Source organism: Cystobacter fuscus DSM 2262 (assembly GCF_000335475.2).
Classification (GTDB): domain Bacteria; phylum Myxococcota; class Myxococcia; order Myxococcales; family Myxococcaceae; genus Cystobacter; species Cystobacter fuscus.
Genome location: NZ_ANAH02000021.1, coordinates 90115 through 117098, shown reverse-complemented (window position 1 = coordinate 117098; position 26984 = coordinate 90115). Strand labels below are relative to the sequence as shown.

Sequence of the window (26984 nt, the reverse complement as noted above, 5' to 3'; positions counted from 1 at the left end):
CCCCGCGCGTGCAGGACGGAGAGTGGAACGCGAGGCTCGGGTGCTCGCTCTTCGGCCCGGCGCTCAGCCGTTTCCCGGCTCGGGAGGAGGGCCGAAGGGCCACTGGAAGCCGGGGTACTGGAGGCGCTCGGGGGACTTGCGGCCCCGCCACGCCAGCGCCTCGCCGGGACGCAGCAGCAGGGCACGGGGCCCGTGCCGCTCCCGCCGGCGCACCTCTTCCAGCCGCTCGGGGTAGGGGTCCGCGTCCGGGTTCTCGTCCCGGGTGCTGGCGCCGCTCACGGGCTCGCCCGGATAGCCGGGGTAGCGCGGGCCCATGCCCTCGCGCCAGTACCACGGGGCGCCGCCATCCGCGCAGGGCACCACGTAGCGCGCGCCGAGCAGCTCGCCGTAGCGCAGCGCCTCCTCGGGGCCGGCCATGAGCCGCTGGGGCCGGGTGAGCGCGTCCTCGGGCACGTCGACGAGGTAGGCGTCCAGCGTGGTGTAGCCGAAGAAGAGCGGCTCGAGCCGGAAGCCGCGCACCCCGCAGAAGAGGACGTCCACGGGCGCTTCCTCGCGCAGCGCGCGGCACACGCCCTCCATGTCTCCGCGCACGTCATGCCCCGCGTCGGCGAAGAAGGCCGCGGAGAAGCCCGGCGCGCGCAAGAGCCACGTGTTCCCCTCGTTGAAGAGCCCCGGGTACAGGCCCTCGCCATCCGTGGGCTGCTCGCCGTGGAAGGGCAGGGCGCGCACGGTGATGTCCCCCACCTGGCGCTCCTCGCCCCAGCGCAGCGGCTCCACCCGGGTGTAGCCCAGTTGCCGAAGCCGCAGGGCGCAGTCGGTGGAGAAGAGGCTCTCGCGCGCCACCGTGGGCACGAAGATGCGTATGTCGCGCGGCAGGTGCAGCAGCGAGCCCAGGTGGAAGTGGTCCCCATGCGAGTGGGTGATGACGACCGCGTCCACCCGCCCGATGTCCCTGGGCTGCATGGGCTGGTAGTCCGCCCCATCCAACGGGTGCGCGGGGCGGAAGTACGGGTCCACGAGGACGCGCGCCTGGGCGCTCGCCACCAGCACGGTGTTGTGGCCGACGAAGAGCGCGCCCGGCGTGGGCACCTCCACCGGCGCCTCGTGGCGCACGAGCCAGCCCGCGGCGGACAGGTCCGCGAGCAGCTCGCCCGCGGCGGGCAGCGCCGACAGGGCCCGCAGCTCGGCGGGAGTCGCTCCGTGTGCCAGCGTCGCGAAGAGCTCGGCGAGCGCGGGCCACTCGCGCGCCTTCACGGGGAAGTCGAGCCCCTGCTCCTCCTTGCGCAGGTGCAGCACGCGGGGCGTGTGCCGGGTGGCGTCGGGAAAGAGCACCTCGTGCCGCACGGGGCGTCGGCCCAGACGGCGGCGGCCGCCGGTGCACAGCGCGGCGTAGCGGGGCGTGTCCTCGAGCCAGCGGACGAGGGCACGTGCCTCGCGCAGGGCGCGCTCGGGGCCGAGCTTCGCGAGTTGTTGCTTGAGCGCGAGCTGGGCCCGGCGCACGGGGCGGGAGGTGGGGCCCTGGATGCTGCAGCCCAGGTCCTCATGGTGCTCGGCCTCGGTGCGGGCGGAGGCGAGCACGGCGAGGCTGACACCGCGATGAAGGGAGAGCGGCATGAAGTTCGTGGTTCTACCAGGACGATGATACCGGTGCGGGCAGGGCGAGCGGACTGCTTGCCCACCCCGCGCTTTCCGATGATGCTCCGCGCCAGACCGGGACCGTGGGCTGGAATGGGAGGTGGGTGCCGGGTGGATTCTGTGTTCCAGCCATCGGAGGGGGCATGAGAAGTGTTTACAGGAAGGTCGCCGTCCTCGCGACGGTGTGCGCCCTGGGCAGCGGGGTGTGGCCCGCGGTTGCCCGGCCCCTGAGTGCCTACCGCGAGTACGACAGCGGGGTGTTCGCGGGCGGTGGCTTCAAGCTCTCCCTTCCGGGGAAGGGCCGCGAGGACGTCTCGCGCGAGAAGTCGTCGGGCCGCGCTGGGGAAGAGGCCATTCCCCCCGAGTTGCTGCCGCTGTCGGTGTCGTCGTTTCGCACCGTGGGCAACCCCATCATGCCCAAGCGGGTGGCGGAGGCCGTTGCCGGCCTGGACAAGGAGGAGCGCCGGCAGCTCGAGGCGTCCCTGATGCTGCTGCTCAGGCAGTACGAGCAGCAGCTCGATCGCGATGATGATTTCCGCCTGAAGAACAACCTGGCGGGCTCCTTCAACTTCCTCTTCGGCGCCGCCTACAGCGTGCTCAAGGAAGGCCGGGCGCTCAGCCCCGAGCAGCGCGAGAGCATGCTGCGGCAGCTCAACGCCGGCTTCGCCCTGCGGCTCAAGGAGCAGCGGCTGTCGGATCGGGAGAAGCAGGAGCTGTACGAGTCCGCCGTGCTCTCGGGCTCGATCATCCTCGGGCTCTACACGGAGGGGCGGGACACGCGCCAGCCGGCGCTGCAGCGCACGGCGCGCGAGCTGGCGCGCGAGCTGTTGACGCGGCTCATGGGCCTGTCCATCGAGCAGGTGCGCACCGAGGGCGACTCGGTGCGGATCAACTAGGCGCCCCGCCTCAACGCCAGGGGCGGGAGATGACGCAGGCGTTGATGCCGCCCACGCCCATGGACAGCTTGCCGGCGCAGCCCTGGGGCGAGGCCACGGGCGCGTCGAACACGTACCGCCCGTGCACGCGGCCGATCTCCTTGTTGAGCTCGCCCTCGCTCAGGGGCGTGGGGAACACCTGGCCGCGCGCGTAGCCGAGGTACTGGGCCGTCAGCTCCCAGCCGCCTCCGGCGCCCATGCCGTGGCCGAAGGTGCCCTTGCGCGCGGTGACGAGCACCGTCTCGGGCAGCACCGCGCGCAGCGTCTCCATCTCCAGGTAGTCCCCTGGGGTGGCGGTGGCGTGCAAATCCCAGCTGCCCATGTCCGCGGGGCTCAAGCCCGCCTGGCGCAGGGCCTCGTGGATGGCCACGGTGGGGCCTTCCTTCGAGGGGGTGATGATGTGGTCGGCGTCCGAGGTGACGCCCACGCTCAGCGGCTCCATGCCCAGCGGCTTGAAGCCCTGGGCGGTGAAGTGCTCCAGGTCCCCGAGGATCCACACCACCGAGCCGCCGGCCACGTGCGTGCCGCGCAGCTGCGTGAGGGGCTTGGACACGGCGCCGTCCGCGCTCACCACGCGAGCGTTGTAGAAGCCGCCCACCACGAGCGGATGCGGCGGCGGATCCGTCATGCCCAGCACCACCGCCTTCGCGTCACCGCGGTGGATGGCGTCGAGCGCCAGCTTCAGGCCGTAGCCGAACGAGGAGCAGGCCGCCACGGGCGCGAACGACATGCCGGTGAGCTTGCCCATGATGGAGATCTGCGAGGCGGGCATGTTGTGGATGTTCCACAAAATCTCCGCCGGCACCGCGTTCCACGGCGGCTCGGGCGCGCCCCACTTCTTCTGCAGGCGCTGGTTGCGCGTGCGCTTCTCCTTGATGACGGCGAGCTTGGCGGCCTCCACGTTGCCGCTCTCCACGCCCAGACCCTCGATCTCCTTCTGCTCGGCGAGGTACTCGCGCAGCTCGGGCGACTGGCCCGCCCAGAAGTGCCACCATGCCTCCTCGGCCACGTCCCGGTCGTTCTCCTCCACCGTGGTGGGCTCGGGCGGCAGGCCGGGCAGGGGCTCGCGCGTCTCCAGCCAGTGGCGCAGGGCGGAGTTGCGCTCGGGCGCCGCCCAGAAGCGATCCCAGCGGCGTTGGGCGCGGTGCAGGTTCAGGGTGATGTCATGGATGGTGGGCAGGTCGCCGAGCCCGGTGCCCACGTAGACGTGGGCGCGAGGCCCCAGCGTCTGCAGCGCCTGCTCCAGCCCGGGGTTCTGCCCCAGCGCCTGGATGAAGGAGCCGATCGCCATCTTCGTGGGCATGCCCATCTTCTTGTCGAGCTGGGCGAAGCGCGTGGCGGGAAAGCGCGCGTCCACCCACGGCTTGTACTCGGCGAAGTCGAAGTCCGGGTTGCCCACCAGGAAGTTGTTGGGACCGAAGCCGTTGAACGCGGACAGCCAGCTGTCCGACGTCGCGAGGTTCTTCTCGAAGGACTCGATATTCCGGGACCGGGGCGCGACCACTCCCCAGCCAAAGATTCCGACTCTGCGCACGTTGTGTTCCCCTGATTCCTGATTCGCCGCGGGTGGCTGGGAGTGGTTCCTGGTGCTACAGCGGCTCGATCTTCAGGTTGTCGAAGAAGAGTTGGGCCTCCCAGCTGGAGAACCCGAAGCGGTCGTGACCCTTTCCCACGAGGGGGAGGGGATCATCGAATTGCATGAAGGGCTTGCCGTCGATGCTCCAGCGTAGCAGCGAGCCCTTGCGCTCGATACGCCAGTGATACGTCTGCCCCTGCGTCACCGGATAGGGCCGTGCTTCCACGCGCATGTGCGTCCTGGCGCGCAAGACGCCCGTCTCCACGAGGCCCGCCTGCTGCGGACTGCCCCGCTGCTCCGCCACGCGCTCAGCCTGGCGCTGGAGCTTGTCCAGGGGCGTGCCGTGCTCGTCCAGCCTCGCGATGATGGACAGCGTGTTGTTCCACCCGCCGTGGATGAAGATGTAACCGGAGGCGTGGTCGGAGCCATCGCCGAAGAGCTCCACCTTGATGTCGCCCTCGGGGGACTCGGAGCGCACGTCGAACTCGACGGCCACGTCCGCGGGCAGTGCCGCCTGGAGCCACAGCGGGTTGTTCTTCACGCCGGGCGACAGCAGCTGGCCGTTCACCACGCGCCAGAAGCCGCCCGTGGAGAAGAAGTCGCGTGCCACCACGCCTGGATCCGAGAAGTCCTGGGAGTAGGGCACCTGGGTGGTGGTGGCGGGCTCGCCCCGGAAGAGGGCGTAGTGGATGAGGGGGAATTGCAGGAGGACGAGCACGGCGCCGAGCACCGCCCATCCCCGGGGGGACAGTCCCTCGGGCTTCTTCCAGGCGGGCGGGGCCTCCGCGGCCGGCTCCTGGTGAGGCCCCGGGGTGGGCTCTGGCGGGGGCTCGGAGCGCCTGGGCTCCCTGGTCTCGGCGTTCTTCTCCTTGCGTCTGGCCTGGCGCATCGGTGTCGCTCGTCCCGGGGGGAGGGTGAGGGGGCGCGGACTCTACGCGCGGCCCAGGTGCAGGTAAAGCCTGAGTCCCAGGGCCTACTCCCCGCCCCGGGGAACGCTCCAACGCTTCTCGAGGGCCTTCTGTTCCGCCTTGCGCTGCTTGAGCTTCTGGCGTTCGGCGCGCTGCCGCTCGGCTTCCTCGGGGGAGGGCCGCACGGCGATCTGGTAGATGCTGCCGGCGAGCGCGAAGAGGCCCGCGGCGATGACGATGCCCCAGGGCTGCTTGGCCATGACGCCCACCAGGCCCGTGAAGCGGTGCAGGGCGGCCATGGCCCCGATGACCAGCAGCCACCCGCCGAAGCACGAGGCGATGATGGCGGCCATCTGCCGGTAGAGCACCACGCCGATGAGCCCTCCGAGGATGAGGCCCGGCGCGAACCCGATGACGAAGTCGTTGGGTCCGGCGATCTCCCCGCCGAGCAGACCCAAGGGGATGCCCACGCCCAGGTAGACGATGACGGGTGGGAAGAGGAACCCCACGAGGGTGAGCGCGGCGGCGATGGCGTTGATCAGGCGCGGATCCGTCCACCCGAGGGAGAAGCGGGTGATGAGCAGGCCCGTCCACCCCAGGGCGATGCACGCCCCGATGGGGCCGGCCAGCACGCGGAACAGGCGACCGCCCCCCGCCAGCAGGAGGATCAGTCCCAGCACGCCGCACACGATGCCGGCCCACATGGGCAGCACCCGGTAGAGGGCCACCCAGCCCGCGGGGTTGAAGCTCTGGTAGGCCTTGAGGGCCTCGAGGTAGGCGTCCAAGACGATGTCCTAGTAGCGCGTGGCGGCGAGGACCACGAGCAGCACGAGGAAGAGGGCGGCCAGGGCCGCGTAGCCATAGAGGGCGGGAGGAGTGGTGCCGCGGCGCAACAGCTCCGCGGCCTGGGCCGGGTCTTCGGGCGCAGAGGGTTCGACGAGGAGCCGTTCGGCGGCATGCCGCGCGGCCACCACGTCCCCGGCTTCCTTGAGCTTCCACGCCGCCTGCATCCGGGGGGATACGGGCTCCCTGGGCGTCTGTCCGCCTTTCGCCATGGCCCTCCTGTATAGCGGGGAATGCGATGGCGCGTCGACGGTATATAGGTCCCCCATGCCCGTGCGCCCCCTTAGCCGTCGCCACCTGCTGTTCGGGAGCGCGGCGCTCGTCCCGCTGCTGGCCGGACGTGCGTCCGCCTTCGGAGAAAAGAGCCGTTTCATCCCCGCGGTGGCCCGGCACGGAGGCCACTGGGATGCCCGCCTGTCTGGTCTGCGGCGCATTTCCTGGGAGGTGCAACGGCGTACCTCCGTGGAGGTGCTGCCCGATGCCCGCCCCTTCGCCCTCTCCAGCCCGGAGATCTTCGAGTACCCCTTCCTCTACCTGGGAGCGGACGGGGGCTTTCCGCCCTTCAGCACCGCGGAGGTGGAGAACCTGCGGCGCTACCTCACCTTTGGCGGCTTCCTGCTCGCGGACGCCAATGACGGCAGCGACGGGGAGGGCTTCGACGCGAGCTTCCGCCGGGAGATCGCCCGGGTGCTGCCCCGCAGCCCGCTCACCCCCGTGCCCTCCACCCACGTCGTCTTCAAGAGCTTCTTCCTGCTGGATTCCGCTCCGGGCCGGGTGCTCAACAAGCCCCAGCTCGAGGCGGCCATGGTGGGCAAGCGCGCGGCGGTGATGTACTCGCAGAACGATCTGGCGGGGGCGTGGAGCCGCGGCGAGCTGGGCGACTACGAGTTCGACGTCACGCCCGGGGGCGAGCCCCAGCGCGAGCTGGCGGTGCGCCTGGGCATCAATCTCTGCATGTACGCGCTCTGCCTGGACTACAAGGACGACGCCGTCCACCTGCCGCTCATCCTCAACAAGCGCCGCTGAAGCGCGGGACTTCGACTGTCATTCATGGACTCCACTCCCTTCAATGCCTGGAAGCTCGTCAGCCTCTCGCCGCTGCCCGTGTGGGTGCTGGTGCTGCTGGGGGTGGGCGTGGCGCTCGGCGTGGGACTGGCGGCGTGGGGCGTGCGGCGCGAGCCCGCGCGGGCGCGGCGCTGGGCGCTCTGGGGCCTGCGTCTGGGCGCGGGCGTCGCGGCGCTCTTCTTCCTGCTCGAGCCCGGCATTCGCAACCTCCAGGTGGCGCGGATGAAGAACCGGCTGGCGGTGCTGGTGGACCGCTCGGCCTCCATGAACTTCCCGGTGGAGCCCGGGGGCGTGACGCGCTCGGCCCAGGCGGCCGCCTTCCTGGAGGGGGCCGCGTCGGGACTGGCGGCGCTCCAGGACCGCTACACGGTGGAACTGTACGGCTTCGACCCGGAACTGGCGCCCGTCACCGCCGAGACGCTCACCAAGGAGCCGGCGCGCGCGGGCACGTCCGACCTGCTGTCGGCCCTGCGCTCGGCGGGCGCGGGGGCGCAGGGGGCCAAGAAGCTCGGCGGCGTGCTGCTCTTGAGCGATGGCGCGGACAACGTGGAGTTGGCCAATGGCGTGGTGGGCCGGGCGCGCGCGGCGCTCGCGGACCTGAACGTGCCGGTGTCCACCTTCGTGGTGGGCCAGGAGGCGCTCAAGGACCTGGCCGTCGAGCGGGTGAAGGTGGATGACTTCGCCTTCGTGCGCAACTCGCTCACCGTGGAGGTGGAGGTGCACGGCCGGGGCTTCTCCGGCCAGGACGTGCCGGTGGTGCTCAAGCAGGAAGGCAAGGTGGTGGCGAGCAAGTCCGTGCGCTTCGACTCCTCGGACGACGTGAAGCCCATTGGCTTCACCTTCACACCGGACCAGACGGGCCGCTTCGTCTACACCGTGAGCGTGCCGGTGTACCCGGACGAGGCGGTGGGCGACAACAACACGCGCTCCTTCGTGCTCAAGGTCATCCGCGACCGGGTGCGCGTGCTGCTGGTGGTGGGCAAGCCCTCGTGGGACGAGCGCTTCCTGCGCGGCCTGCTGCGCCAGGACGCCAACGTGGACATGGTGTCCTTCTACATCCTGCGCACCATGTCCGATGATCCGGGCGTGGTGAGCCAGGAGCGCGAGCTGTCGCTCATCCCCTTCCCCATGGAGGAGATCTTCGACACGAAGCTGGACACCTTCGACGTCGTCATCTTCCAGAACTTCGGCTACTCGGACTCGTCGCTGTCCATCGCCCAGTACGAGCGCAACCTCGAGCGCTACGTGCACAACGGCGGCGCGCTGGTGATGATCGGCGGCGACAGCGTGCTGGGCGAGGGCCGGGCGAACATGCCCACGCTCTACGAGGCGCTGCCGCTGGAGGGCGCGGGCCCGGCCAACGTCGATTCCTTCAAGGCGCGGTTGACGCCCGAGGGGATGCGCCACCCGGTGACGGCGATGGCCTCGGGGGGCACGAGCACGGAGTCGGCGTGGGCGGAGCTGCCCGCCATTCCGGGCGCCAACCTGACGCGCGCCAAGCCGGGGGCGACGGTGCTCATGGACCATCCCTTCCTCACGACGGACGGGAAGAACGCGCCGCTGGTGGCCGTGTGGGACTACGGCCGGGGCCGGGCGATGGTGCTGGCCACGGACGCGAGCTGGTACTGGGCCTTCACCGCGCACAAGGAGGGCTCGCCCAGCCGCACCTATGATCGCTTCTGGGGCAACGCGCTGCGTTGGCTGGTGCGCGACCCGGACCTGACCACGCTCAACGTGACGGCGGATCCTCCCTCGGTGGAGCCGGGCCGGCCCGTGGGCGTGGTGGTGGCGTCGCGCACGTCGGACTACCAGCCGGCACAGGATGCCCAGGTGCGGGTGGAACTGGTGTCGGTGGACACGCAGAAGCCGGTGGCGGTGCAGACGGGCCAGACGGGGGCGGATGGCGTGGTGCGGCTGGAGTTCCCTCCGCCCGCCCCCGGGCCGTACAAGCTGGTGGCCACGGCGAAGAAGGGCGAGACGGACCTGGGCCGGGGCGAGGACGCGGTGGCGGTGCGCGCGGTGGGCCCGGAGTTGTCGGACGCCTCGGTGCGGCCGGAGCTGATGGAGCAGATCGCCAAGTACACCGGGGGCAAGTCATACCGGCTGCCCATGAGTGGCCTGCCGGACGATGTGCCGCTGTTGGATCCGCCGGTGGTGGAGGTGGGCCGGGCGAAGGACAAGCCGCTGTGGGATCGCTGGTACTACCTCGTGGCGCTCGTGGGGTTGATGGGGGCCGAGTGGTTCCTGCGCCGCCGCTTCGGCTATGTCTAGGGGGGCATGAGCGCCTCCCCCCTTCGTGTCGGCAATGCCTCGGGTTTCTACGGTGATCGCTTCTCCGCCTTCCGCGAGATGCTCGAGGGGGGACAGCTCGACGTCCTCACGGGCGACTACCTCGCCGAGCTGACGATGCTCATCCTCGGCCGGGATCGGCTGAAGGATGCCAATGGCGGCTTCGCCAAGACCTTCCTCCGTCAGATGGAGCAGTGCCTGGCGCTCGCCGTCGAGAAGCGGGTGAAGATCGTCACGAACGCCGGAGGGTTGAACCCCGCGGGGCTCGCGACCGCGCTCCGGGCCCTCGCCGAGCGGCTGGGCCTCCAGGTCCGGGTGGCGCACGTCGAGGGAGATGAACTCCTGGCCCGTGCCGGGGCGCTCGGGCTGGGCACGCCGCTCACGGCGAACGCCTACCTGGGCGCGTGGGGAATCGCCGAGTGCCTGCGCGCGGGGGCCGACATCGTCGTCACCGGACGAGTGACGGATGCCTCGCTCGTCGTGGGACCGGCGGCCGCGCACTTCGGCTGGCGGCGCGATGATTGGGATTGCCTCGCGGGCGCCCAGGCCGCTGGGCACGTGCTCGAGTGCGGTGCCCAGGCCACGGGGGGCAACTACTCCTTCTTCACGGAGATCGACGCGCGCCGCCCCGGCTTCCCCCTCGCGGAGCTTCACGCTGACGGCTCGTCCATCATCACCAAACACGAGGGCTCGGGGGGCGCGGTGTCCGTCGATACGGTGACCGCGCAGCTGCTCTACGAAATCGAGGGTGCCCGGTACGCGGGCCCCGATGTGACGGCGCGCTTCGACACCGTGGAGCTCTCCGCCGTGGGGGGCGATCGCGTGCGCATCTCCGGGGTGCGTGGCGAGCCGCCTCCTCCCTCCCTGAAGGTCTGCCTGAACAGCCTGGGCGGCTTCCGCAACGAGATGACCTTCGTGCTCGTGGGGCTCGACATCGAAGAGAAGGCCCGTCTGGTGCGCGAGCAGCTCGAGGCCGCCCTCCCCAAGAAGCCCCGCGAGGTGCACTGGACGCTCGTGCGGACCGATCGGGAGGATGCCTCCACGGAAGAACAGGCGGCCGCGTTCCTGCGCGTCGTGGCGAAGGACTCGGACGAGAAGAAGGTGGGGCGTGCCTTCAGCGGGGCGGCCATCGAACTCGCCCTGGCGAGCTACCCGGGCTTCACGATGACGACGCCTCCCACGGACGGCATGCCGTATGGCGTCTACACTCCGGCCTATGTCGACGCGGCGCTCGTCGAGCACGTCGCCGTCCTCCCGGAGGGGACGCGGGTGGGCATTCCTCCGTCGGAACAGACGTGGGCCCTCGCCGCGGTGGAGGCCCCGTCGCTTCCCGCGCCGCTGCCCCCGGGGCCCATGCGCCGGGTGGCGCTCGGCCGGATCGTCGCCGCGCGAAGTGGAGACAAGGGCGGCACCGCGAACATTGGCCTCTGGGTCCGGACGGATGAGGCCTGGCGGTGGCTCGCGCATACGCTCACGCCGGAGCGGCTCCGCGATCTGTTGCCCGAGACCCGGGACCTCCCCATCCAAAGGCATCTCTTCCCCCGGTTGCGCGGGCTGAACTTCGTCATCGACGGCCTGCTCGGCGAGGGCGTGTCGTCCTCGACGCGCTTCGATCCACAAGGAAAGGCGCTCGGGGAGTGGCTGCGCTCGCGCCATGTCGAGGTTCCCGAAGTCCTCCTCTGATTGCACTTCGGGCCGCTTGGGACATGCCCCCGCTCGCGGCTATGACAGCGGGCCATGAGCCCTGACGCCACCCGACTGTTGGATCTGCTGTGGGAACGCTACGCCGCCGAGGTTCCCTACGCGCGCACCTTCGCCGATCTGTCCGGCGGACGCTTCCGCAATGATCACATCGCGCTGCGCTCGCTGGCCCGGTCCGGCGGAGGCATCGCGCTCTTCGTCCACGTCTTCGAGCGCTTCGGCTGGAAGCCGGCGGGGAAGTACTCCTTCCCCGAGACGCACCTGACCGCCATCCACATGTCCCATCCGGAGGGGCTGCCCCGCGTCTTCATCTCCGAGCTCCACGCCGAGAAGCTCTCCACCGAGGCCCAGCGCCTGCTGGCCGCGCTGCCCGTGGACCCTCCGGCCCCCACGTCCATCGAGGCGCTCGCCGATTGGTTCTCCGCGCCCCCTGCGCCCGAGGAGTCGGCGCTGCTCACGCTGGAGCGGGAGTCCCAATACGGCGCGTGGCTGCTCGCCTTCGGCCGCAAGGTGAACCACTTCACCGGCACGGTGGATGACGTGGAGGCGTGGCAGCGGCGCATGCTCGAGGCGGGTGTGCCCATGAAGCGCGACATCGAGGGAGCGCCGGGGGGAGATCTGCGCCAGACGGCCACCCACGCGGCCCCCGTCCCCGTGACGCTCCGGGATGGCCGCACCCGCTCCTGGCCCTATGCCTACTTCGAGATCGCCCAGCGGGCCCCCGGCTTCGATGGCTTCCTGGACTCGCAGGCGCGTGCCCTGTTCGACATGACGAAGCGCTGAGCGCGGGGGACCTCGCGGACGTTGGACGCGGTGCGTCGGCGCGAAACCTGCTCCACGGAGAGGGAGGACAGGTAGCCTTCGGGGCGATGGCCCCCGAGGGGAGTCCGGCATGCTCCCGCGCCTCGTGCCACCAGGAGACGTCATGAAGAACGCTCGAATCGTCGCATTGCTCGCTACCGCGGGTCTCTGCTCCGCCCCCGGTGCGCTGGCCCAGACGCCCGGCTCCAGTGAGGCCACGGCGCCGGTCGCCGCCACCCAACCGCCGCCTCCTCCCCCTCCGCCCTCCACCCCGGAGGAGGAGAACCTCTTCCGCTTCTATGGCACCTTCAACCCTCGCCTGGTGGCCGCCACGGGCGCGGTGGAGTCCTACAACCAGCCCAACGCGGTGGCGATCACCGCCGCGGGCAACCCCGTCTTCTCCAACGCTCCGGACTCGGCCCGCTACTCCTTCCAGGTGGCGCAGTCCCGGGTGGGCTTCTGGCTCAACGAGAAGGGGCGCGCGCGCGCGCAGCTCGAAATCGATTTCGTGGACTTCGCCAAGGCCACGCCCACCGTGGCGAGCCTGCCCCGCGTGCGCATCGCGCGGGTGGATTATGCCTTCACTCCCAACCATGTCTTGTCACTGGGGCAGGACTGGGATCTGCATGCGCCGCTCAACCCGCACGGCATCAACCTGGTGGGCGCGCTCTTCCTGGGTGGCAACACGGCCTTCATGCGCCAGCAGGTGAAGTACCTCTACGCGACCCCGTCGCTCGAGCTGGGGGCGGCGTTGGGGTTCCCCGCGCCGAACAACACGGCGAAGGACGCGGCCTTCGAGCTGGCCTTCACGCCCACCCTGGCGGTGCGCGGTGCCTACAAGTTCGGCAAGAGCCGGGTGGGGGCCTCGGCCATCGCCACGCGGGTGCCCTTCAACCTGGGCCAGGCGGATGAGCGTTTTGGCGCCGCCGTCTCCGTCTCGCTCTTCTCCGAGCTGTCGCCCACCGCGAACACCAACGTGCGGGTGGAGCTCAATGCCGGGCAGAACTCCGCCAACCTGGGCCTGCTGACGCTGGCGCAGGGGCGCCTCGCGGAGGACATGCGGGAAGTGGGTGGCTTCATCTCCGTGCGCCAGCTCATCGCGGGCCCCCACGCCGTCTACGGGATGGCGGGCTATCAGCGGGTGTTGGACCCGGAGAAGGTGGTGCCTTCCTACGGTTACTCGGGGCCCACCACGGGCGAGCCTCCGGCCTTCAGCACCGCCACGCTCTCGGGCACCGGGCCGGGCCTGCAACACAACGGCTCGGTGCGCCTGGGTTACGAGTTCAGGCCCCTGCGCCAGGTGGCCTTCGTGCTGGAGGGCTTCCTCTTCCGCTCGCGCTTCCGGTTGCAGGACGTGGACGTGCCCCGCACCGGGGCGGCCCGCACCGCGATGGGCATCGAGACGGGCGCGCTGCTGACCTTCTAGGCGGGAGGCCGGGGGGCGCGCCGCAGGATGAACTCATGGTCCCGGACGCGCCCGACCGGGAACTTGTATTCGCCGACCCGGACGAAGCCATGGCGTGCGTAGAAGCGCTGGGCGCCATGGTTCTCCGACCAGACGCCGATCCACAGGGTGCGCGGGCCGTTGCGCTCGAGCCAGTCGATTGCCGTTCGGAACAGCCGCGCCCCGTGGCCGGCGTTCTGGACACGCTCGAGCAGGTAGAGCCGCTTGAGCTCCCCGTCCTCCTCGCGCACCTCGGGGTGGGGGAGGGAGCAGGGCCCCGCCAGCGCGATGCCGACCGGCTCTCCGTCCGCTTCCACGAGCCAGGTGGCTTGGGCCTCGTCCGCGAGCACCCGGCGGTGGGCTTCCACCGTATGGTGCTCGGTGAGGAAGGCGTGCAGGTCCTCGGGCGGGTAGAGGTGCCCGAAGGTCTCGGTGAACGTGGCCGCCGAGATCTTCGCCGAGGCTTCGGCGTCATCGGGTCCGGCGCGGCGGATGAGGAGGGAGGACGGGCTCAAGGGCTGTTCCGTGGGGCGAGGGGCCGGAACAGAGGATAGCTCCCCCCGGGCCACGGAGGTGTGTCAGGGGAGCGTACCGGCATCCCAACCGGGAGGGGGACCCATGCCGCCGCCATCCCGGCCACCCGGAGGAGGACCCATGCCGCCATCGCCGGGCGGGCGGGGTCCGCCGCCGCCACCACCGCCACCCGGGACCGAGCACGAGGCGTTGGAGAGCGAGGAGCGGATGACGATCGTCTTCCAGGCGAGCATCGCGCCGTCCGCCATGCGCCTGGTCTGGAAGGAGTATTCGGGGGCGCTCTCGGCCGAGACGACGTTGTCGGTCGCGTTGGTCGTGTCGCGCGAGCCGCGCGTGTTGTAGAGCGGCTGGGTGTTGATGATCTCGTCGTCCAGGCCGTCGTCGAAGACGAACTGGGACGTCACGTACTCCTGATTGTTGAGGCGCACCGTGAAGTGGATGTGGACGGTGCGGCTGCTGTACCAGCCCGGGAAGCAGGTGTTGAAGTTGACGCGGCCGTTCGCGTCCGCCGTCTGCACGCCGCGGTACCACCGAGCGGAGCGCGCCCGCGTGTCACCGGTGGTGCAGAAGTCGCTGGCGTCCTCACCCGAGTACAGCCCATCCGGACCGCAGTGCCAGATGTCGAGGGTCGCGCCGGGGATGGGCTTGCACGTCTCGTCCACGATGAGGAAGGCCAGGCGCACGGGCAGTCCCTCCTCGCCCTCGGTGATGTCCTCGCGCTGCACGGTGGTGGCGTAGCAGGGCCCCAGGGTGGCCTCGCACGTCAGTGAGCACGCGGTGCCCAGTCCCGCGGCGAACGGATCGGGGTAGCTGCTCAGGGCGGTCATCGCCTTGGTGCCGCCGGTCGCCCAGGCGCCGGGATCGACGACGCTGTCCATGGGATCGGTCGTGTCCGTACCCGAGCCATCGGTGCCGGCACCACAGGCCGCGAGGAACTGGCCGAGGGGGACGGCCGCCGCGGCGAGCCCCATGCCGTAGAGCAGCTTGCGGCGCGTCAGGACGGGCGTGGGGTTGTTGGTCTTGGTCTCGCTACTCATGGTCGATGCCTCCCAGGCACGGGGCCCATCCCGTGCGGTGCCGCGTGTCGTCGCGGCCGTCAGGCATCTCTCCCATCAACTTCTTAAGGAAGTGTTGCGGGCGAGGGACCGAAGGGGGAGAGCCGGGGACGGCCTTCGGCATCAAGCAGGCAGGCGAGAACCCGGAATGGCCCGGTGCTTCGCACGATTGAAGCGCCTGCCGTCGAGGAACCGCATGAAGTGGGGAATGGCACAAAATTGGCTCTTCCTCCCTTTGTGTGCTTGAGGCGCTCAGGCAGAGAGTGGACTTCCCTGATTACGTGGCTCTCCCGCTATTTATGTGGTTCATGGGCAAGATACTCTCGTGCAGCCATCCGAATGCGCGCGGGATTCACACAAAGAGTGAGAGATCAGTTAAAACGGCTCTCCCGCACTTTGCATGGTTCGTGAGTCGAGAAGTTTGCTGTGCCGTAACATGCTGCTCGCAACCTGAGTGGCGATCACACAAAATGCGGAAGAGCCACTAAAACGGGGCAGGCGCATGCGTCGTTCCGGGTTTCCCGTGGGAGGGCAGGAACCGCGCAGCCCAAGCCCAGCGATTCCACCCGCTGATTGAGCAAACCTAAGGTCCTATCTGTCCGCCGGGCAATGAATGCGAGGGGGGAGGTGCGATCCAGTATGCAGGCATCCAACACCCGAGAGCACGCGGTGGGGCTGGAGGAGGGAAGCGCCAGACCCAAAGGCTGGGATGGAGGCATGGTGAAGAGGCTGACCTGCTGACTGGAGCAGTTGAAAATCAGAAATGACGTTGGTCTCCGAAAAAGAGAAGAGTTTGTTGGACTTCTTCCTTCAACGGGGTTGTTGACCCCCCTTTCCTGCTGGAGCGACCATGGCATCGGTCAATAGTTGGAGACCCATCTTGCTGGGCATGGCCGATAAGGCACACCTCTGGCTTTCGGCACACCTGTCTCCGTCCGGCGACGGGAAGACTCCCGGGACGCCGGGCTCCCCGCTCAAAGATGAGGCGCACGGCTGGCTGCCAGACCGGAAGAAGGTCGAGCTTGTGGTGACGCGACGGTTCCCGGCTCTTTGTGCCGAGCCCGCGGACCTAGATGACCTGGTGGGAGAGTTCTATAAGATCCTGCTGAACAGCCTTCAGCCCTGTCTTGGGCGAAAGGCGGAGGTTCCCAACTTCGGCGCACTCTACTGGATGTACGCCAATGCCCTGCACAAGGCGGCGAGTCGCAGGAACAACCTCCTTTCTACGGCTGTCGGGGACACCGGGGAGGAGTTGGGCGTGGGCGATGACCTTGAGGTCTCCCCGTGTGCGACACATGCCGCCGAGCGGAAGTGCTACTTGGGAGAGACCCTCGGGCTTGCGCGGGCCGACAGCAAGCTGCTGAGGCTGTACGAGCTGTCGCGCCCTCAGGCGACGATGCTGCTGGAACTGGCCCTGCTCGGGAAAATCAATGTTTCCGCCTGGGCCGAACTCCTCCAGAAGCAGAGCGCGAAGCCGCTCTCGAGGAACGCCTGTAATGTCATCTTGACGAAGCAGACGGCGATGGCCGTCTTCCGCTTCCTCGTGCTCCTGCACGATGTGGAACAGGAGTACGAGACGTGCGTCCAGGAGGTGGCCTGGGGCCACACTCCGGAAGTGCTGCTGCCGCCCATGCCCCCCGGGTGCGACCACCGGACCGGGTGGAAGTGTTTTGCTCTAGCGTACTTCACTCCAGGCATCCGGGGCGACAAGGCTGCCACGGAAGAGGCGATACGCTGCTTTGGGGTGAGCCCGCAGACCTACCGCGCCGCACGCGGCGGGGTGAGCCTCTGGGTGCTCAAAGTGCTTTCCCGCCAAGCCAGCGCGAGCGTCGTGGCTGAGTACCGCAGCACCTTCGCCATGATTCTGAACCTGCCGAATCATGAGCTCCCGACGCCGTGATGAACACCCTATTTCCCCATGTCCACCGTGAGGCCCCCATGTCCAAGCACCTTCCCGACCCTGTTTCTTCGACCCTTGAAACAGCGGATCAGTTACAGCTGGATGCGGACTTCGAGCTGCTCAGGACTCAAACAGCGGTGGACCTGTTGTTCCTTCCTTCGCGGGATGCATCCGCCGAGGAACTGCTCTCCGTGGGCGACATGCTGGCGCGAGACGGTTTCAACAGTGGCGCCACCTGCACGGTGGAACTCCCTGGCTCGGCGCGGAATGCCCATGTGAGGGGCGCTTTCGAACGCCTGATGCACGTCCTTCTGGATGCAGTCGCCTCGGCTGGCGGAAACGCGTTTTCTTCGGGGGGTATCGTCACGACGCTGACGAGCACGCTCTTTCCTCAAGCGCTTGTCGTGGGTGCTTGCGAGCCGGTGATTCTGCGAGTGCAATGTCCTTCCGAGGCGCCAACGCACTTCATTCTCATCAATGTCCATGAGCATGGGGGCAACACCATCTTCCGTGTGGAAGGGGCTCTGCTCGATGAGGCTCACCCTGTCGTGACGGTACCTTATTCCGCTCCGGAAATATCGGGGACCTTCACCACGCTTGTTGCGGGTTTCCACCAACTAGCGCCCCCTGACGACACGCTGCTTAGCGCACCCGTCGAGAGCTGGCCCGATCTGGGGCTGAGGCATCTCTGTGGATATCGCTTAACGGTGGAATGAAGCCACGAACGGGTGGGCCGGTTCTCATGTAGAGTGGGTTCGCGTGAGCCTACGATTCAACACACGTGTCCTACTTCCATTCATCCTGGTCCTCGGCGCGTTCGTGGTTGCCCAGTTGCTCCATTGGGAGAGTTGGGCTACCTTCATTGCCGTCCTGGGACTCTCTTGCGTGTTCGTCGGGGGGCATCTTCTCAGCCCCGCCCTGGTGGTCCGGCGCCGCCAGCAATCGACCCTCGATAAAGAGAAAGAGCCCGAACTCAGGGAACTCGCCACACTGGCTCGCGAGCGGCTTGCGCTTCCTCCGGAGCGCATCGCAATCATCAAAGGTAGATGGCACCACAGCGATAGCAGGGGCTCCATCCACCTGGGTTGCGCGATCCGCCTCAAGGAGTCAGACAATACTGAAAAGCGGCTCAAGGGCGTCATCGCGCACGAACTTGCCCATCTAGCGCGAGGCGACCCTCTTCGCGCGCTTCTGGCGGATACTCTCTTCTCCTGGCTCTACGTCACGTGCCTGTTGCCTCTTGTCTTGAAGCTCATGGGGCGGGACCTCCAGGGACATAAGCCCCTTTTGCTCGCCATGGGGCTCGATGACGATGGCTTCCAGGCTGCGGGTGGCTTATTCCACTCGGTGTCGTGCGTCATCGGCGTGATGATGCTCGTGCCCGTTGCTGGGTGGCAGAGGCATCGGCATCAACGGGCGGAGTACCTTGCGGACAAGCAAGCAGAGCGCCTGCTGAGCGCGGAGGCCATGCTGAGTGCTCTTCCGTTGGACGATGGCACCCGGGTCTTTCCCTTCTCCAGCCATCCGCCGTCCGGGCACCGACGCCAAGCCATTGCCGCCGGTCAGTTCTCAACAGCAGTGGAGAGTCGGTTGCAATTTGTTGCACTCATCGGAGCCTCGGGTGCCTTCTTCTTCGGCGCCTTGCTCGTGGTCATGCTCTTCATTCAGGTGCGCGACATCCGTAGTCTGCTGGCCAAAATAGTGGCGGGCCTTGATGCGGAGAAGTCAGGGCTCACCACCGTGGCCGCGCTTCGCGGCAGCTTGGAGCGAGGCCTAGTCGATGCGCACACGAACCTGGGCCTTGTGCTGCCTGATGGCGGAGTTCAGGCTGACGGGGGTCTTGCTTCGCTTTACTCTGAGACGGCCCTGTTGAGGAAGGATCTCAGCGGTTCGGGCGCGCCGTTGCTCAGCGGACTGGCTCAAGCTCAGGACGTGCTGGGCATTCAGAAGGCTGGCACCATCGGAACTTCAGGACTCGTGCCCTCCCTTAAGAAGGGCTTGGAGGAATTCGAGCAGGGCCTGACGCTCGCGCGCTCTGATGCCGGCCTGGGTCTTCCGGCACCTGGCGGCAGCTTCCCGGCGGGCGGTGCCCTGGATCGTGTAGTCCAAGCGGTGGAGTTCACCCGGGAGCGCATTGAGGCGGCGCCGGCCTACCTGGGACTGGATGGGGATGGAGGCACTGCGGACGCGGGGCCCCTCCGGCGGGTCGCCCAAAGTGCACAACGCCTGTCCGATTCGCTCGAGAAAGCCGAGCAGGCTCTGCTTGGGCTCGAACTCACTCACGGAGCCGGTGCAGCGACGCGTTGCAATGTCGAAGTCCTGACCGCAAGCGCGCTTGCACAGATGAGCCTTGAGGAGCGGCTGGACTGCATCGACCAGATGTCCCAAAAGCTGGCCCTACTTCAACTCGAACGGCTGCGTCGCGAGGAGGAGCGAGCGCGTGCTGAAGTGGTGCCCCCCCCTGATGCGGGGACCGGGGAGGGGAACACGGACCCGACCAGGGAGCAGGTTGCACCGGACGGCGGGTAGATGGCTTGAGCGCCGAAAAAGGCGCGTGCTCGCTGGACCTCCTCTTTTCGAAGGCGCTGTGCCGAGCAACGGAAGCCCGGTGCCAAGGAGTTCGACTTCGGAGGGAGAGCGCAATGGGTACGTTTGGGAAGACCATGGCGGTGGTGGTGTTGCTCAACGGGGCGGGGGCGTATGCGCAGGGAGAGGTGGATGCGGTAGCGGCAGCCGTTCTGGAGACGGCTCTGGGGGTCTACTACCTGGACCTGCCGGAGGGAGAGAGGCTGCGGGTGATCTTCACCTTGGTGGCTGCCGCCAGCGATGCCGGGTTGGAGGAACTGACCGGCGTGGTGCCGGGTCACGAGGTACGACTCATCGGTGTGGAATACCCGGACGAAGTCGGCCGACTACTGGAGTGGGCTCGAAGGCTGTGTTGGGGGAACTGCAAGTCCTCGCCCGAGCCTGTCATGACGTGAGCAAGGGTCTGCAGCCGCGAGGGAGGAAATGGCAGCGATGGACATGAACGCGCGGGCGGAGAGTGTGTGCCCAAGGGGGCTACTCGGCCTTTCCACCAGTTTGGCGCACTGCTCGGCCGGCCCCTGTCAGCGGCCCTCTTCGGTCCCTCTGCTCTAGCCAGCTCCTCAATAGGCTATCTATCCTTTTTATACGTCAGACGGCTTTCCTCCGAGATGCCGAGCTTGAATTTCGCGGTCCGGACGTGAAGAAGAACGCGAAATATTGTGCCGACACCTCGCAGAGGCAGACGCTAAAGAAACACTACATTGCAAACCCGAAACAAATCGACGTGGCTTCGTGGTGGGTCCTGTGGAGGAAATATGTCATATCTTCGCACTTTTAGAATTTCGCTCGCTGGGATGGGCGCGCTCGTGGGCTCAGCCGCCGCAGCTGCCTGCCTGCCGCCGACCGGCGCGCCCGGTCCAGCCTTCAACCAAGCCTTGGCGCGCTACCGGGACTGTACGATAGCCGAGAGCAGGGATGCCCGGGTCGATCCCCTGAAGGCGATGCGCGATCGTGCCGCCGTCGACCGCTTCCACAACGGCCTCATCTCGCTGGGCAAGTACGCGATCAACAAGCTCCTTCCCTACGGCGATCTTGTGAGCTTCGTCGACATTCGCCTCGCGTCCTCCCTCTATACAAAAGAGGTCAAGGCCGGCGTCCGGAATAAGTTCGACGCGTACAAGACGGAATTCGCCGGCTTCACGGCCATCGCCTCGCCGAGCGCCGCCCAGGCGAGCTCGGTTGTTCGGGCTTGGCGCGAGTTGCGCGCCGAGTTGCAGAAGATGCGCGAGACGACGAACGTCCCCGAGGAGCAGTCCCTCCTCGACCAGAAGCTCCGCGAGGGCGACGCGATGAACGAGGGCGTGGCAATGATCGCGCTCCTCAAGTCGACCAACGCGCAGAGCGCGGAGGTAAAAGCCTTCCTGCAGAGCCAGCTCGGGGCGACGGAAGCCAACCTCGGCGCCAAGATCGACGAGAGGATGAAGGAAATCGTGGCGATCGTCCAGAGCGGTCGACCTGGCCAGGGCGAGCGCAATGCGAAGCTTATCGGCGAGTATGCGCTCTTCTCGCAGTCGATGATCGGTCTGGGCGTGCGCGCGGGCATCCTGCCGGCCGGGGACTCCCGCGTGATGACCCAGGTCGTGGTCGGCGTGTCGCAGATCGCGACGGCGGCGGCGCTCCTCCAGGACAGCTCCACCTATGTCAGCGTCGTGGGGCCGTACGGCATGGCGATCGGCGGCGCTCTCGTCCTCGCGAGTGCCTTCGACAAGCAGGAGAAGAGCGAGAGCCTGCAGATCATGGCGATGCTGAAACAGATTTCCAAGCAGATCGCTGCTCTTCAGTTTTCCGTCGAGCAGGGATTCTCCGAACTCAGCACGCATATCTCGGAGACCGAAGTCCGCATCATGGGGAAGTTTTCCGAGCTGCTCCAGGCCAACGAGATCGTCCTGGTCAAGCTCGACGCCTACAGTCAGGACGTGCGCGCCCTCAGGGACGATTTGATGCGAGCCCGTCGCGCCGACCAACTTGCGGCCAACGCGGCATTCATACAGAAGGTGATTTACTACGACGAGGCGTGCCTCAAGGACTTCAACGTCTTCCAGACGGCCAAGCGCGACGCCTGCGTGGCGACCTACGCGGGGCTCGTCCACGAGTTCACGACGACGGAGAACCAGCGCCTCATCGGGACTGCGTACGCACTCGATGAGTACGCGGGCTATGAGGAGCAGATTGCGAAGCTTCTCGGAGAGTACAATGGCCTCGCCGACGCACCGCTCTCGGTGACGCCGGCGCACCGCCCGACGCTCGATATGATCGCCCGCCGCTTCCGCCTCCTCGTGGCCTACAACCCTGAGCTGCGCACCAAGGACGCGGCACGGAACGTCGAGGCCCGCATCACCAGCTTCGAGGAAGGCAACAAGCAGTTGATCGCCGCGCTATCGTCGCCCGCATTCGTGGCGAAGCTCAACGGGCTCTACAGCCAGGAACTCGACGCGGTGCTGGCCGCTGTCGACAAAAAGGCCGCATCCTATGCGTCGGGCAAGATCGTCACTGCGGCCGACGAGATCAACCAGCGCGAGGTTGCGGTCCTGAACGAGCCGTTCGCCATGAGCAAGATGGCGGCCTCCTTTACCGGTGGGAGCCACCTCTACAATCTCTACAGCGGGCAGTCCGACAACATCGGCTGGCTCGATACCGCCGATGCGCCGGTTGCCTTCCTTGGGCGGAATGCCCACATGCGCGAGAAGCTCGCGAACTACGCTGCGGCGGCCTCATCCAAGGACCCGATCTCGCGGGCGATCTTCCCCAAGCGGCTTGGCGGGCACGCCTGGGTCTCGCCGTGCAACGCACAGTCTGGCTACCCGCAGATCGCGGTCTCCCGCAAGCGCTTGGCGGAAACCGTGCCGGCGAGCCTTGTCGCCCTCACCAGCATAAGCAAATCAGGGTTCTCGATCTGCTACGAGCCGAGCACGGCGCGGACGAACGATAACATTGGCATCGGCAACACAAACGAGGGAATGGGCACGGTCAACTCTCGTCTCCAAGAGCTGGGCATGGTCTACAACACGTGGCCGCCCTTTCAGAACAGCTTCTGCTTCGTGGCGCCGCAGTACTTCGGCGCCCACTACAGCCCCTACCCCGAGTACGCTAGGTCCGACTGGGAGAAGTGCCACCATGGGCACATCCACCATGAGCTTTTCGTCCACACCGAGCAGGTGCACTCGATCCGATTCGTGGCGAGCCTGAACCTCGCCGCCTACCGGGCGCCCACCGCGAGCTTCAGCGAGACGGTGGCCTACACCAACGATCAGCTCAACAAGTGCTTCTTGCCGTTCGACAATCGGAAAGCCTCGAACAAGGCGGCGATTCTAATGCCGTTCCGCCAACTCTATCCCCTACCCATCCGGTCGAGCTGCCCGGGCGCCGATGACCAACTGATTGCGGCGCTCCCGCACCTGGGCTCGGCCCTCGCGAGCTTCTTGAAGGACAATAAGACCCGGCGACTGGTCGACGGCTCTCCCGAGATCACCTACGAGCAGGCGCTTGAGGAGACGTTGGCCGAACAAGCGGAGCAGCACTACCTCGACTACGCTCGGGCCGTCTTCGCTGACGGCGCCATCACAGCGAGCTTGGATAAGCTTAGCCTACTTCTGCGCGCCGCTCGGTACTTCGGCGGCTCGAGCGTCGACCCAGCGGGCCCGACGCCCATGAACTCGCAGGAACTCCAAGACTACCTCGTCCTTCAACTGATCGATCGAGAGAAGCAGGCGCTGAGGACGGCTTCAGCGCTGAATCCGACGGACTGAGAGGGTGTTGAACTTGGGTAGGCAGGCACCTCTCCAGCAGCACCGGCAAACCGAGCATCCGATGCAGCACAACGGGCGATGCGGTTGGACATGCTGGCTGCATACTGAGCCTGCCCCGGCTCTCCCACACTATATGTGCTTCACCAGCTGCGGGCAGGCGAGCTTCTCTTGTGTGGCCAGCCGAATGCGCGTGGGATGTACACAAACTGCGAGAGAACCACGTAACCGGAGCAAGCCCATTCGACTTCATGTCCGATCCAAAGGCACCGGGACCACGCGCGAGGCGCCATGGACAGGCGCCCAGCAGCCCTGCACCTCGGGTCCGTTGAGGAAGCGCACGAGTGCCTGAAAGGCGGCGAGCGGCCCTCCGCATCGCTCCGCCCAGGCCAGTCCTCGAGGTGAGAGATTGGGCACGAGGGGACCCAGTTCCTCGGTGGATCGCACGATCCGGGTGAGCCCGAGCCCCTCGTCCCGGAGCCGCTGGGGGACGAACAGGGGCGCGAAGCGGGCATGCCGGTGGTCATGCACGCAGCCCTCTTCCTCCAGGAGCGCGGCGGACAGGGGCAGCTCGCGGACGTTGAAGAGCAGCTTCACCTCGCCCCGGTGCGGATCCCACGGCCCCCGCAGCCGGTGGTCGCCACGAGGAATCAATCGCCGATCGAGGTAGCAGAAGGCACGCGCCTCCGCGGGCACCTGTCCCCGATGCCGTGCTCCCGCGTAGCGGAAGAATGGCCGGACACACGCGGCCTCCACCGTGAAGGCAGGGCCTTCCTTCAGCGCGCGCAGCTTGGGCAGCAGGGACTCGGGGATGTTCCATGCCCGGGCGAACGCCGCGAGCTCCTCCAGGGGCGTGCGCGCGAAGTCCTCGAGCCGCGCGAGCAGCCTGCTCGCGTCCTCGTCCACCAGCAGTTCATCGAAGCGCGTCTTCACGCCAGGCAGGCTCACCGGCACGAGCGTGGTGAGCGGCTCGCCCTCGGCGCGCCAACGTGCGTCCAGCTCGGTGGCCTCGGCGGGCGTGGGCTGCAAGCGCCACTCGGGCGCCTCGGGCACGAAGGTCTGCGCGCGTGCCGGACCCATGGCGGTGAATGGCGTGTAGAGGGCCGGGACGCGCGGCTCGGGAGGCGAGGTCCACACGGTGATGCAGGTGCGCACCTGCGTGCCCACGAAGGCACCCGGGCCCAGTTCCACCACCTCGCGCAGGCACAGCGTGCGCAGCAGCGTGGCGCGCAGGGGCGCGTAGAGGAAGGCGTCCAGGAGGCTCGTGGGGGTGATGAAGGCCAGCACCCCGGGGCGTGAGGCGAGCCGGTGCGCCGCGAGCAGCAGGAAGAAGGCGAAGTCGTCGCGCAGGCTCGTGCCCGGTGGCAGCGAGAGCGGCAGCAGGGCCCGCAGGCGCTCATACGCGGCCCGGTCCTTCAGCAGCGCCGACGTGCCGTTGTAGGGCGGATTGCCGAGCCACAGCTCGCGGTGGGTGGACGGCACGCGGGAGAGCAGCGGCTCGAGCCCCCCGCGCAGCGCATCTCCCTGCTGGATGTCCACGAGCGGCAGGCGCGCCTGACAGGCTCGGGCCACGTCGGGGGACAGCTCCAGGCCAGCCAGATGGGCCTCGGGCCGGGCCCGCGCCGCGGCCGAGAGGAATGCCCCCGCGCCACAGGCCGGGTCCACCACCGCGAGCGGCCCGTCCCCCGCGTGCGCGAGGGCGAGGGCCAGGGTGCGCTCCACCAGGGGCGCCGGCGTGTAGAAGGCGCCCAGCGCGCGCCGGTCGATTCCGGGGAACTGGTGGACGAGCGCCTCCTCGTCGAGGACGGGAGGCGGCGCGGAGGGGGCACGAGGCATCTCGGTGTGCCCCCTTTTACTACGGGTGGAGGCTCAGGCGCTCGCGGTGGGCGTCGCCTGGGTGCTCGTGGTGGGCGCCGCCGCGTGGTTGCCCTCGGGGGGAGCGGAAGGGGTGCCGCCCTGCGCCAACTGGGTCATCAGCGCCGTCATGCGCCGGGCGAAGCGGTTGGGATCCTCCACGCTGCTGCCCTCGGTGAGCAGCGCCTGATCGTAGAGCATCTCCACCCACTCCTTGAGCTGCTCCGAGCCGGGCTCCTTCTGCTGCAGGGCGCTCAGGTGCTGGATGATGGGGTGCTGGGGATTGACCTCCAGGATGCGCTTGGCGCGCGGCACGCTCCGGCCGCGCTCGCGCAAGAGCCGCTCCACGAACGCGTGCGAGCCGCCCTCGGGCACCACCAGGCAGCAGGGCGAGTCGGTGAGGCGGTCCGACGCGCGCACCTCGCGCACCTGCTCCTTGAGCACCTCCTTCATCTTCTCGGCGAGCGGCCCCAGGCCCTTGGCGCGCTCCTCCTTCTCGCGCTTCTCCTCGTCCGTCTCCTTGAGCTTGAGGTCCGCGTGCATCGCCGACACCAGGGGTTTGCCCTGGAAGTCCTTGAGGCCCTGACTGGCCCACTCGTCCACCGGGTCCGTCATGTACAGCACCTCGTAGCCGCGCTTCTTGAGCGCCTCGAGGTGCGGCGAGTCCACCACGGCCTTCCGCGTCTCGCCGAAGACGTAATAGATGGCCTCCTGGCCCTCCTTCATCCGCGACACGTAGTCGGCGAGCGAGGTGAGGCCCTCCTCGCGCGAGCTCTCGTAGCGCAGGAGCGAGCCGATCTTCTCGCGGTACTCCTGGTCCACCGCGAGCCCTTCCTTGAGCACGGGGCCGAAGGCCTGCCAGAACGTGCGGTAGTCCTCGGGCTTGTCCTTGGCGAGCTTCTCCAGCATGTCCAGCGTCTTCTTGGTGACGTGCTTGCGGATGCCCTGCACCACGGCCGAGTCCTGGAGCAGCTCGCGCGACACGTTGAGCGGCAGATCATCCGAGTCCACCACGCCACGCACGAAGCGCAGCCACTGCGGCAGCATCTCCTCGCAGCGGTCCATGATGAGCACGCGCTTGACGAACAGCCGCACCCCGCGCTGCTCCTGGCTGTTCAGGTCGAACGGCGGGTGCTTGGGCACGAAGAGCAGGCCGGTGAAGACCTGGTTGCCCTCGGTACGGAAGTGCGTCCACGCGAGCGGCGCCTCCCAGTCGTGCGACAGGTGCTTGTAGAACTCCTGGTACTGCTCGTCGGTGATCTCGCTCTTGGCGCGCTGCCACAGGGCGCTCGCCTTGTTGACCACCTCGCGCTTCGTCTCGGTCTTGGCGTCCGCGCCCTCGCCGGTGGTCTTCTTCACCTCCAGGTGGATGGGGTGGCTCACGTAGTCCGAGTACTGCTTGATGAGCTCGCGCAGCCGCCACTCGCCGAGGAACTCCTTCTGCTCCTCCTTGAGGTGCAGGGTGATGGAGGTGCCGCGGGTGGAGCGCTCGGCGGGCTCCACGGTGAAGGAGCCCTTGGCATCCGACGTCCAGCGCCAGGCCTGGGTCTGCCCCGCGGCTCGGCTGACCACCTCGACGCGGTCGGCCACGAGGTAGGCGCTGTAGAAGCCCACGCCGAACTGGCCGATGAGGTTGACGTCCTTCTGGCCGCGCTGGGCCACCATGTCCAGGAACTCGCGCGAGCCGGAGTGGGCGATGGTGCCCAGGTTCTTCACCAGCTCGTCATGCGTCATGCCGATGCCGGTGTCCTCCAGCGTCAGCGTGCCCTTGTCCGCGTCCGGGATGATGTGGATTTCGAGCGCGGACTCTCCTCCGAGCAGCTCCGGCTCGGTGACCGAGCGGAAGCGCAGCTTGTCGAGCGCGTCCGAGGCGTTCGACACCAGCTCGCGCAGGAAGATCTCCTTGTGGCTGTAGAGCGAATTGATGACCAGGTTGAGGAGCTGGTTGATCTCCGCCTGGAAGTGGTGGGTCTCCCGCTGGGAGTCGACGGACATGGGGTTCCTCCGAGGGCGTCCGGTGAACGGGACGCGAACGTCCTTCCCTTTAACCATGGGGGGTGGCTTGTCCAGCACGGCGTCCGCTCGTCAGGAGGGCGGGCGGGGGGCGTGTGTTCT

General features: G+C 67.9%; 20 protein-coding genes. 11 read left to right on the top strand and 9 right to left on the bottom strand.

All coding sequences use genetic code 11. The features are described 5' to 3' along the window. Window positions 1-63 precede the first annotated feature (63 nt). Window positions 64-1614, bottom strand: coding sequence for an MBL fold metallo-hydrolase (locus D187_RS30725; RefSeq protein ID WP_002643376.1), 1551 nt, complete (start codon window positions 1612-1614; stop codon window positions 64-66). A gap of 164 nt (window positions 1615-1778) precedes the next feature. Here D187_RS30725 and D187_RS30720 point away from each other — a divergent pair, with 164 nt between their 5' ends. Beyond that, a complete protein-coding gene (locus tag D187_RS30720; protein WP_002643374.1) occupies window positions 1779-2531 on the top strand; it encodes a DUF6683 family protein in 753 nt (250 codons plus the stop codon). Window positions 2532-2541: 10 nt separating this feature from the next. Here the strand turns inward: D187_RS30720 and D187_RS30715 are convergent, their stop codons facing one another. From D187_RS30715 to D187_RS30700, 4 genes are all read right to left on the bottom strand, one after another. After that, entirely contained in the window at window positions 2542-4104 is a 1563-nt protein-coding gene (locus tag D187_RS30715; RefSeq protein ID WP_043432172.1) for a beta-ketoacyl synthase N-terminal-like domain-containing protein, read from the bottom strand. A gap of 55 nt (window positions 4105-4159) precedes the next feature. Further along, window positions 4160-5035, bottom strand: a complete 876-nt coding sequence (locus tag D187_RS30710) for a hypothetical protein (protein WP_002643372.1) — start codon at window positions 5033-5035, stop codon at window positions 4160-4162. Between the two features lie 84 nt (window positions 5036-5119). Further along, the gene (locus D187_RS30705; protein ID WP_002643371.1) at window positions 5120-5839 is read right to left on the bottom strand and encodes a hypothetical protein; all 720 of its coding nucleotides are present in this window, start codon (window positions 5837-5839) and stop codon (window positions 5120-5122) included. Between the two features lie 9 nt (window positions 5840-5848). Further along, entirely contained in the window at window positions 5849-6109 is a 261-nt protein-coding gene (locus tag D187_RS30700) for a hypothetical protein (protein WP_043432171.1), read from the bottom strand. 55 nt (window positions 6110-6164) lie between these two features. On the opposite strand from D187_RS30700, the gene D187_RS30695 reads away from it, so the two are divergent. From D187_RS30695 to D187_RS30675, 5 genes are all read left to right on the top strand, one after another. After that, a complete protein-coding gene (locus D187_RS30695; RefSeq protein WP_002643369.1) occupies window positions 6165-6923 on the top strand; it encodes a DUF4159 domain-containing protein in 759 nt (252 codons plus the stop codon). Between the two features lie 24 nt (window positions 6924-6947). Beyond that, window positions 6948-9233: a glutamine amidotransferase gene (locus tag D187_RS30690; protein ID WP_002643368.1), complete on the top strand. Its 2286-nt coding sequence runs from the start codon at window positions 6948-6950 to the stop codon at window positions 9231-9233. 6 nt (window positions 9234-9239) lie between these two features. Next, the gene (locus D187_RS30685; protein ID WP_002643367.1) at window positions 9240-10934 is read left to right on the top strand and encodes an acyclic terpene utilization AtuA family protein; all 1695 of its coding nucleotides are present in this window, start codon (window positions 9240-9242) and stop codon (window positions 10932-10934) included. A gap of 54 nt (window positions 10935-10988) precedes the next feature. Further along, window positions 10989-11735: a DUF1338 domain-containing protein gene (locus D187_RS30680; protein WP_002643366.1), complete on the top strand. Its 747-nt coding sequence runs from the start codon at window positions 10989-10991 to the stop codon at window positions 11733-11735. 142 nt (window positions 11736-11877) lie between these two features. Beyond that, entirely contained in the window at window positions 11878-13179 is a 1302-nt protein-coding gene (locus D187_RS30675; protein ID WP_020918392.1) for a hypothetical protein, read from the top strand. On the opposite strand, the gene D187_RS30670 is transcribed toward D187_RS30675, so the two are convergent. Both D187_RS30670 and D187_RS58895 read right to left on the bottom strand, forming a co-directional pair. Continuing rightward, entirely contained in the window at window positions 13176-13712 is a 537-nt protein-coding gene (locus D187_RS30670; protein ID WP_002643364.1) for a GNAT family N-acetyltransferase, read from the bottom strand. The genes D187_RS30675 and D187_RS30670 overlap by 4 nt on opposite strands. 63 nt (window positions 13713-13775) lie before the next feature. Beyond that, window positions 13776-14768: a dioxygenase family protein gene (locus D187_RS58895; RefSeq protein WP_002643363.1), complete on the bottom strand. Its 993-nt coding sequence runs from the start codon at window positions 14766-14768 to the stop codon at window positions 13776-13778. A gap of 898 nt (window positions 14769-15666) precedes the next feature. On the opposite strand from D187_RS58895, the gene D187_RS30660 reads away from it, so the two are divergent. The 5 genes from D187_RS30660 (at window position 15667) to D187_RS30640 (ending at window position 23018) form a co-directional block, all read left to right on the top strand. After that, a complete protein-coding gene (locus D187_RS30660) occupies window positions 15667-16686 on the top strand; it encodes a hypothetical protein (RefSeq protein ID WP_002643362.1) in 1020 nt (339 codons plus the stop codon). Between the two features lie 38 nt (window positions 16687-16724). Next, window positions 16725-17402: a hypothetical protein gene (locus D187_RS30655; RefSeq protein WP_155893706.1), complete on the top strand. Its 678-nt coding sequence runs from the start codon at window positions 16725-16727 to the stop codon at window positions 17400-17402. 43 nt (window positions 17403-17445) lie between these two features. Then, window positions 17446-19215: a M48 family metalloprotease gene (locus tag D187_RS30650; protein WP_043432164.1), complete on the top strand. Its 1770-nt coding sequence runs from the start codon at window positions 17446-17448 to the stop codon at window positions 19213-19215. Window positions 19216-19349: 134 nt separating this feature from the next. Then, window positions 19350-19667, top strand: a complete 318-nt coding sequence (locus D187_RS30645; protein ID WP_155893704.1) for a hypothetical protein — start codon at window positions 19350-19352, stop codon at window positions 19665-19667. A gap of 399 nt (window positions 19668-20066) precedes the next feature. Then, window positions 20067-23018 (top strand): hypothetical protein, encoded by a 2952-nt coding sequence (locus tag D187_RS30640; protein WP_155893702.1) that lies wholly within the window; start codon window positions 20067-20069, stop codon window positions 23016-23018. 246 nt (window positions 23019-23264) lie between these two features. Here the strand turns inward: D187_RS30640 and D187_RS30635 are convergent, their stop codons facing one another. Together D187_RS30635 and htpG are read right to left on the bottom strand one after the other, a co-directional pair. After that, window positions 23265-24851 carry an HsdM family class I SAM-dependent methyltransferase gene (locus D187_RS30635; RefSeq protein WP_002643357.1) on the bottom strand — a complete coding sequence of 529 codons (1587 nt, stop codon included), beginning with the start codon at window positions 24849-24851 and terminating at the stop codon, window positions 23265-23267. 33 nt (window positions 24852-24884) lie between these two features. Continuing rightward, complete coding sequence (gene htpG / locus D187_RS30630) at window positions 24885-26864, bottom strand: molecular chaperone HtpG (RefSeq protein ID WP_002643356.1); 1980 nt, start codon at window positions 26862-26864, stop codon at window positions 24885-24887. Window positions 26865-26984: the final 120 nt, after the last annotated feature.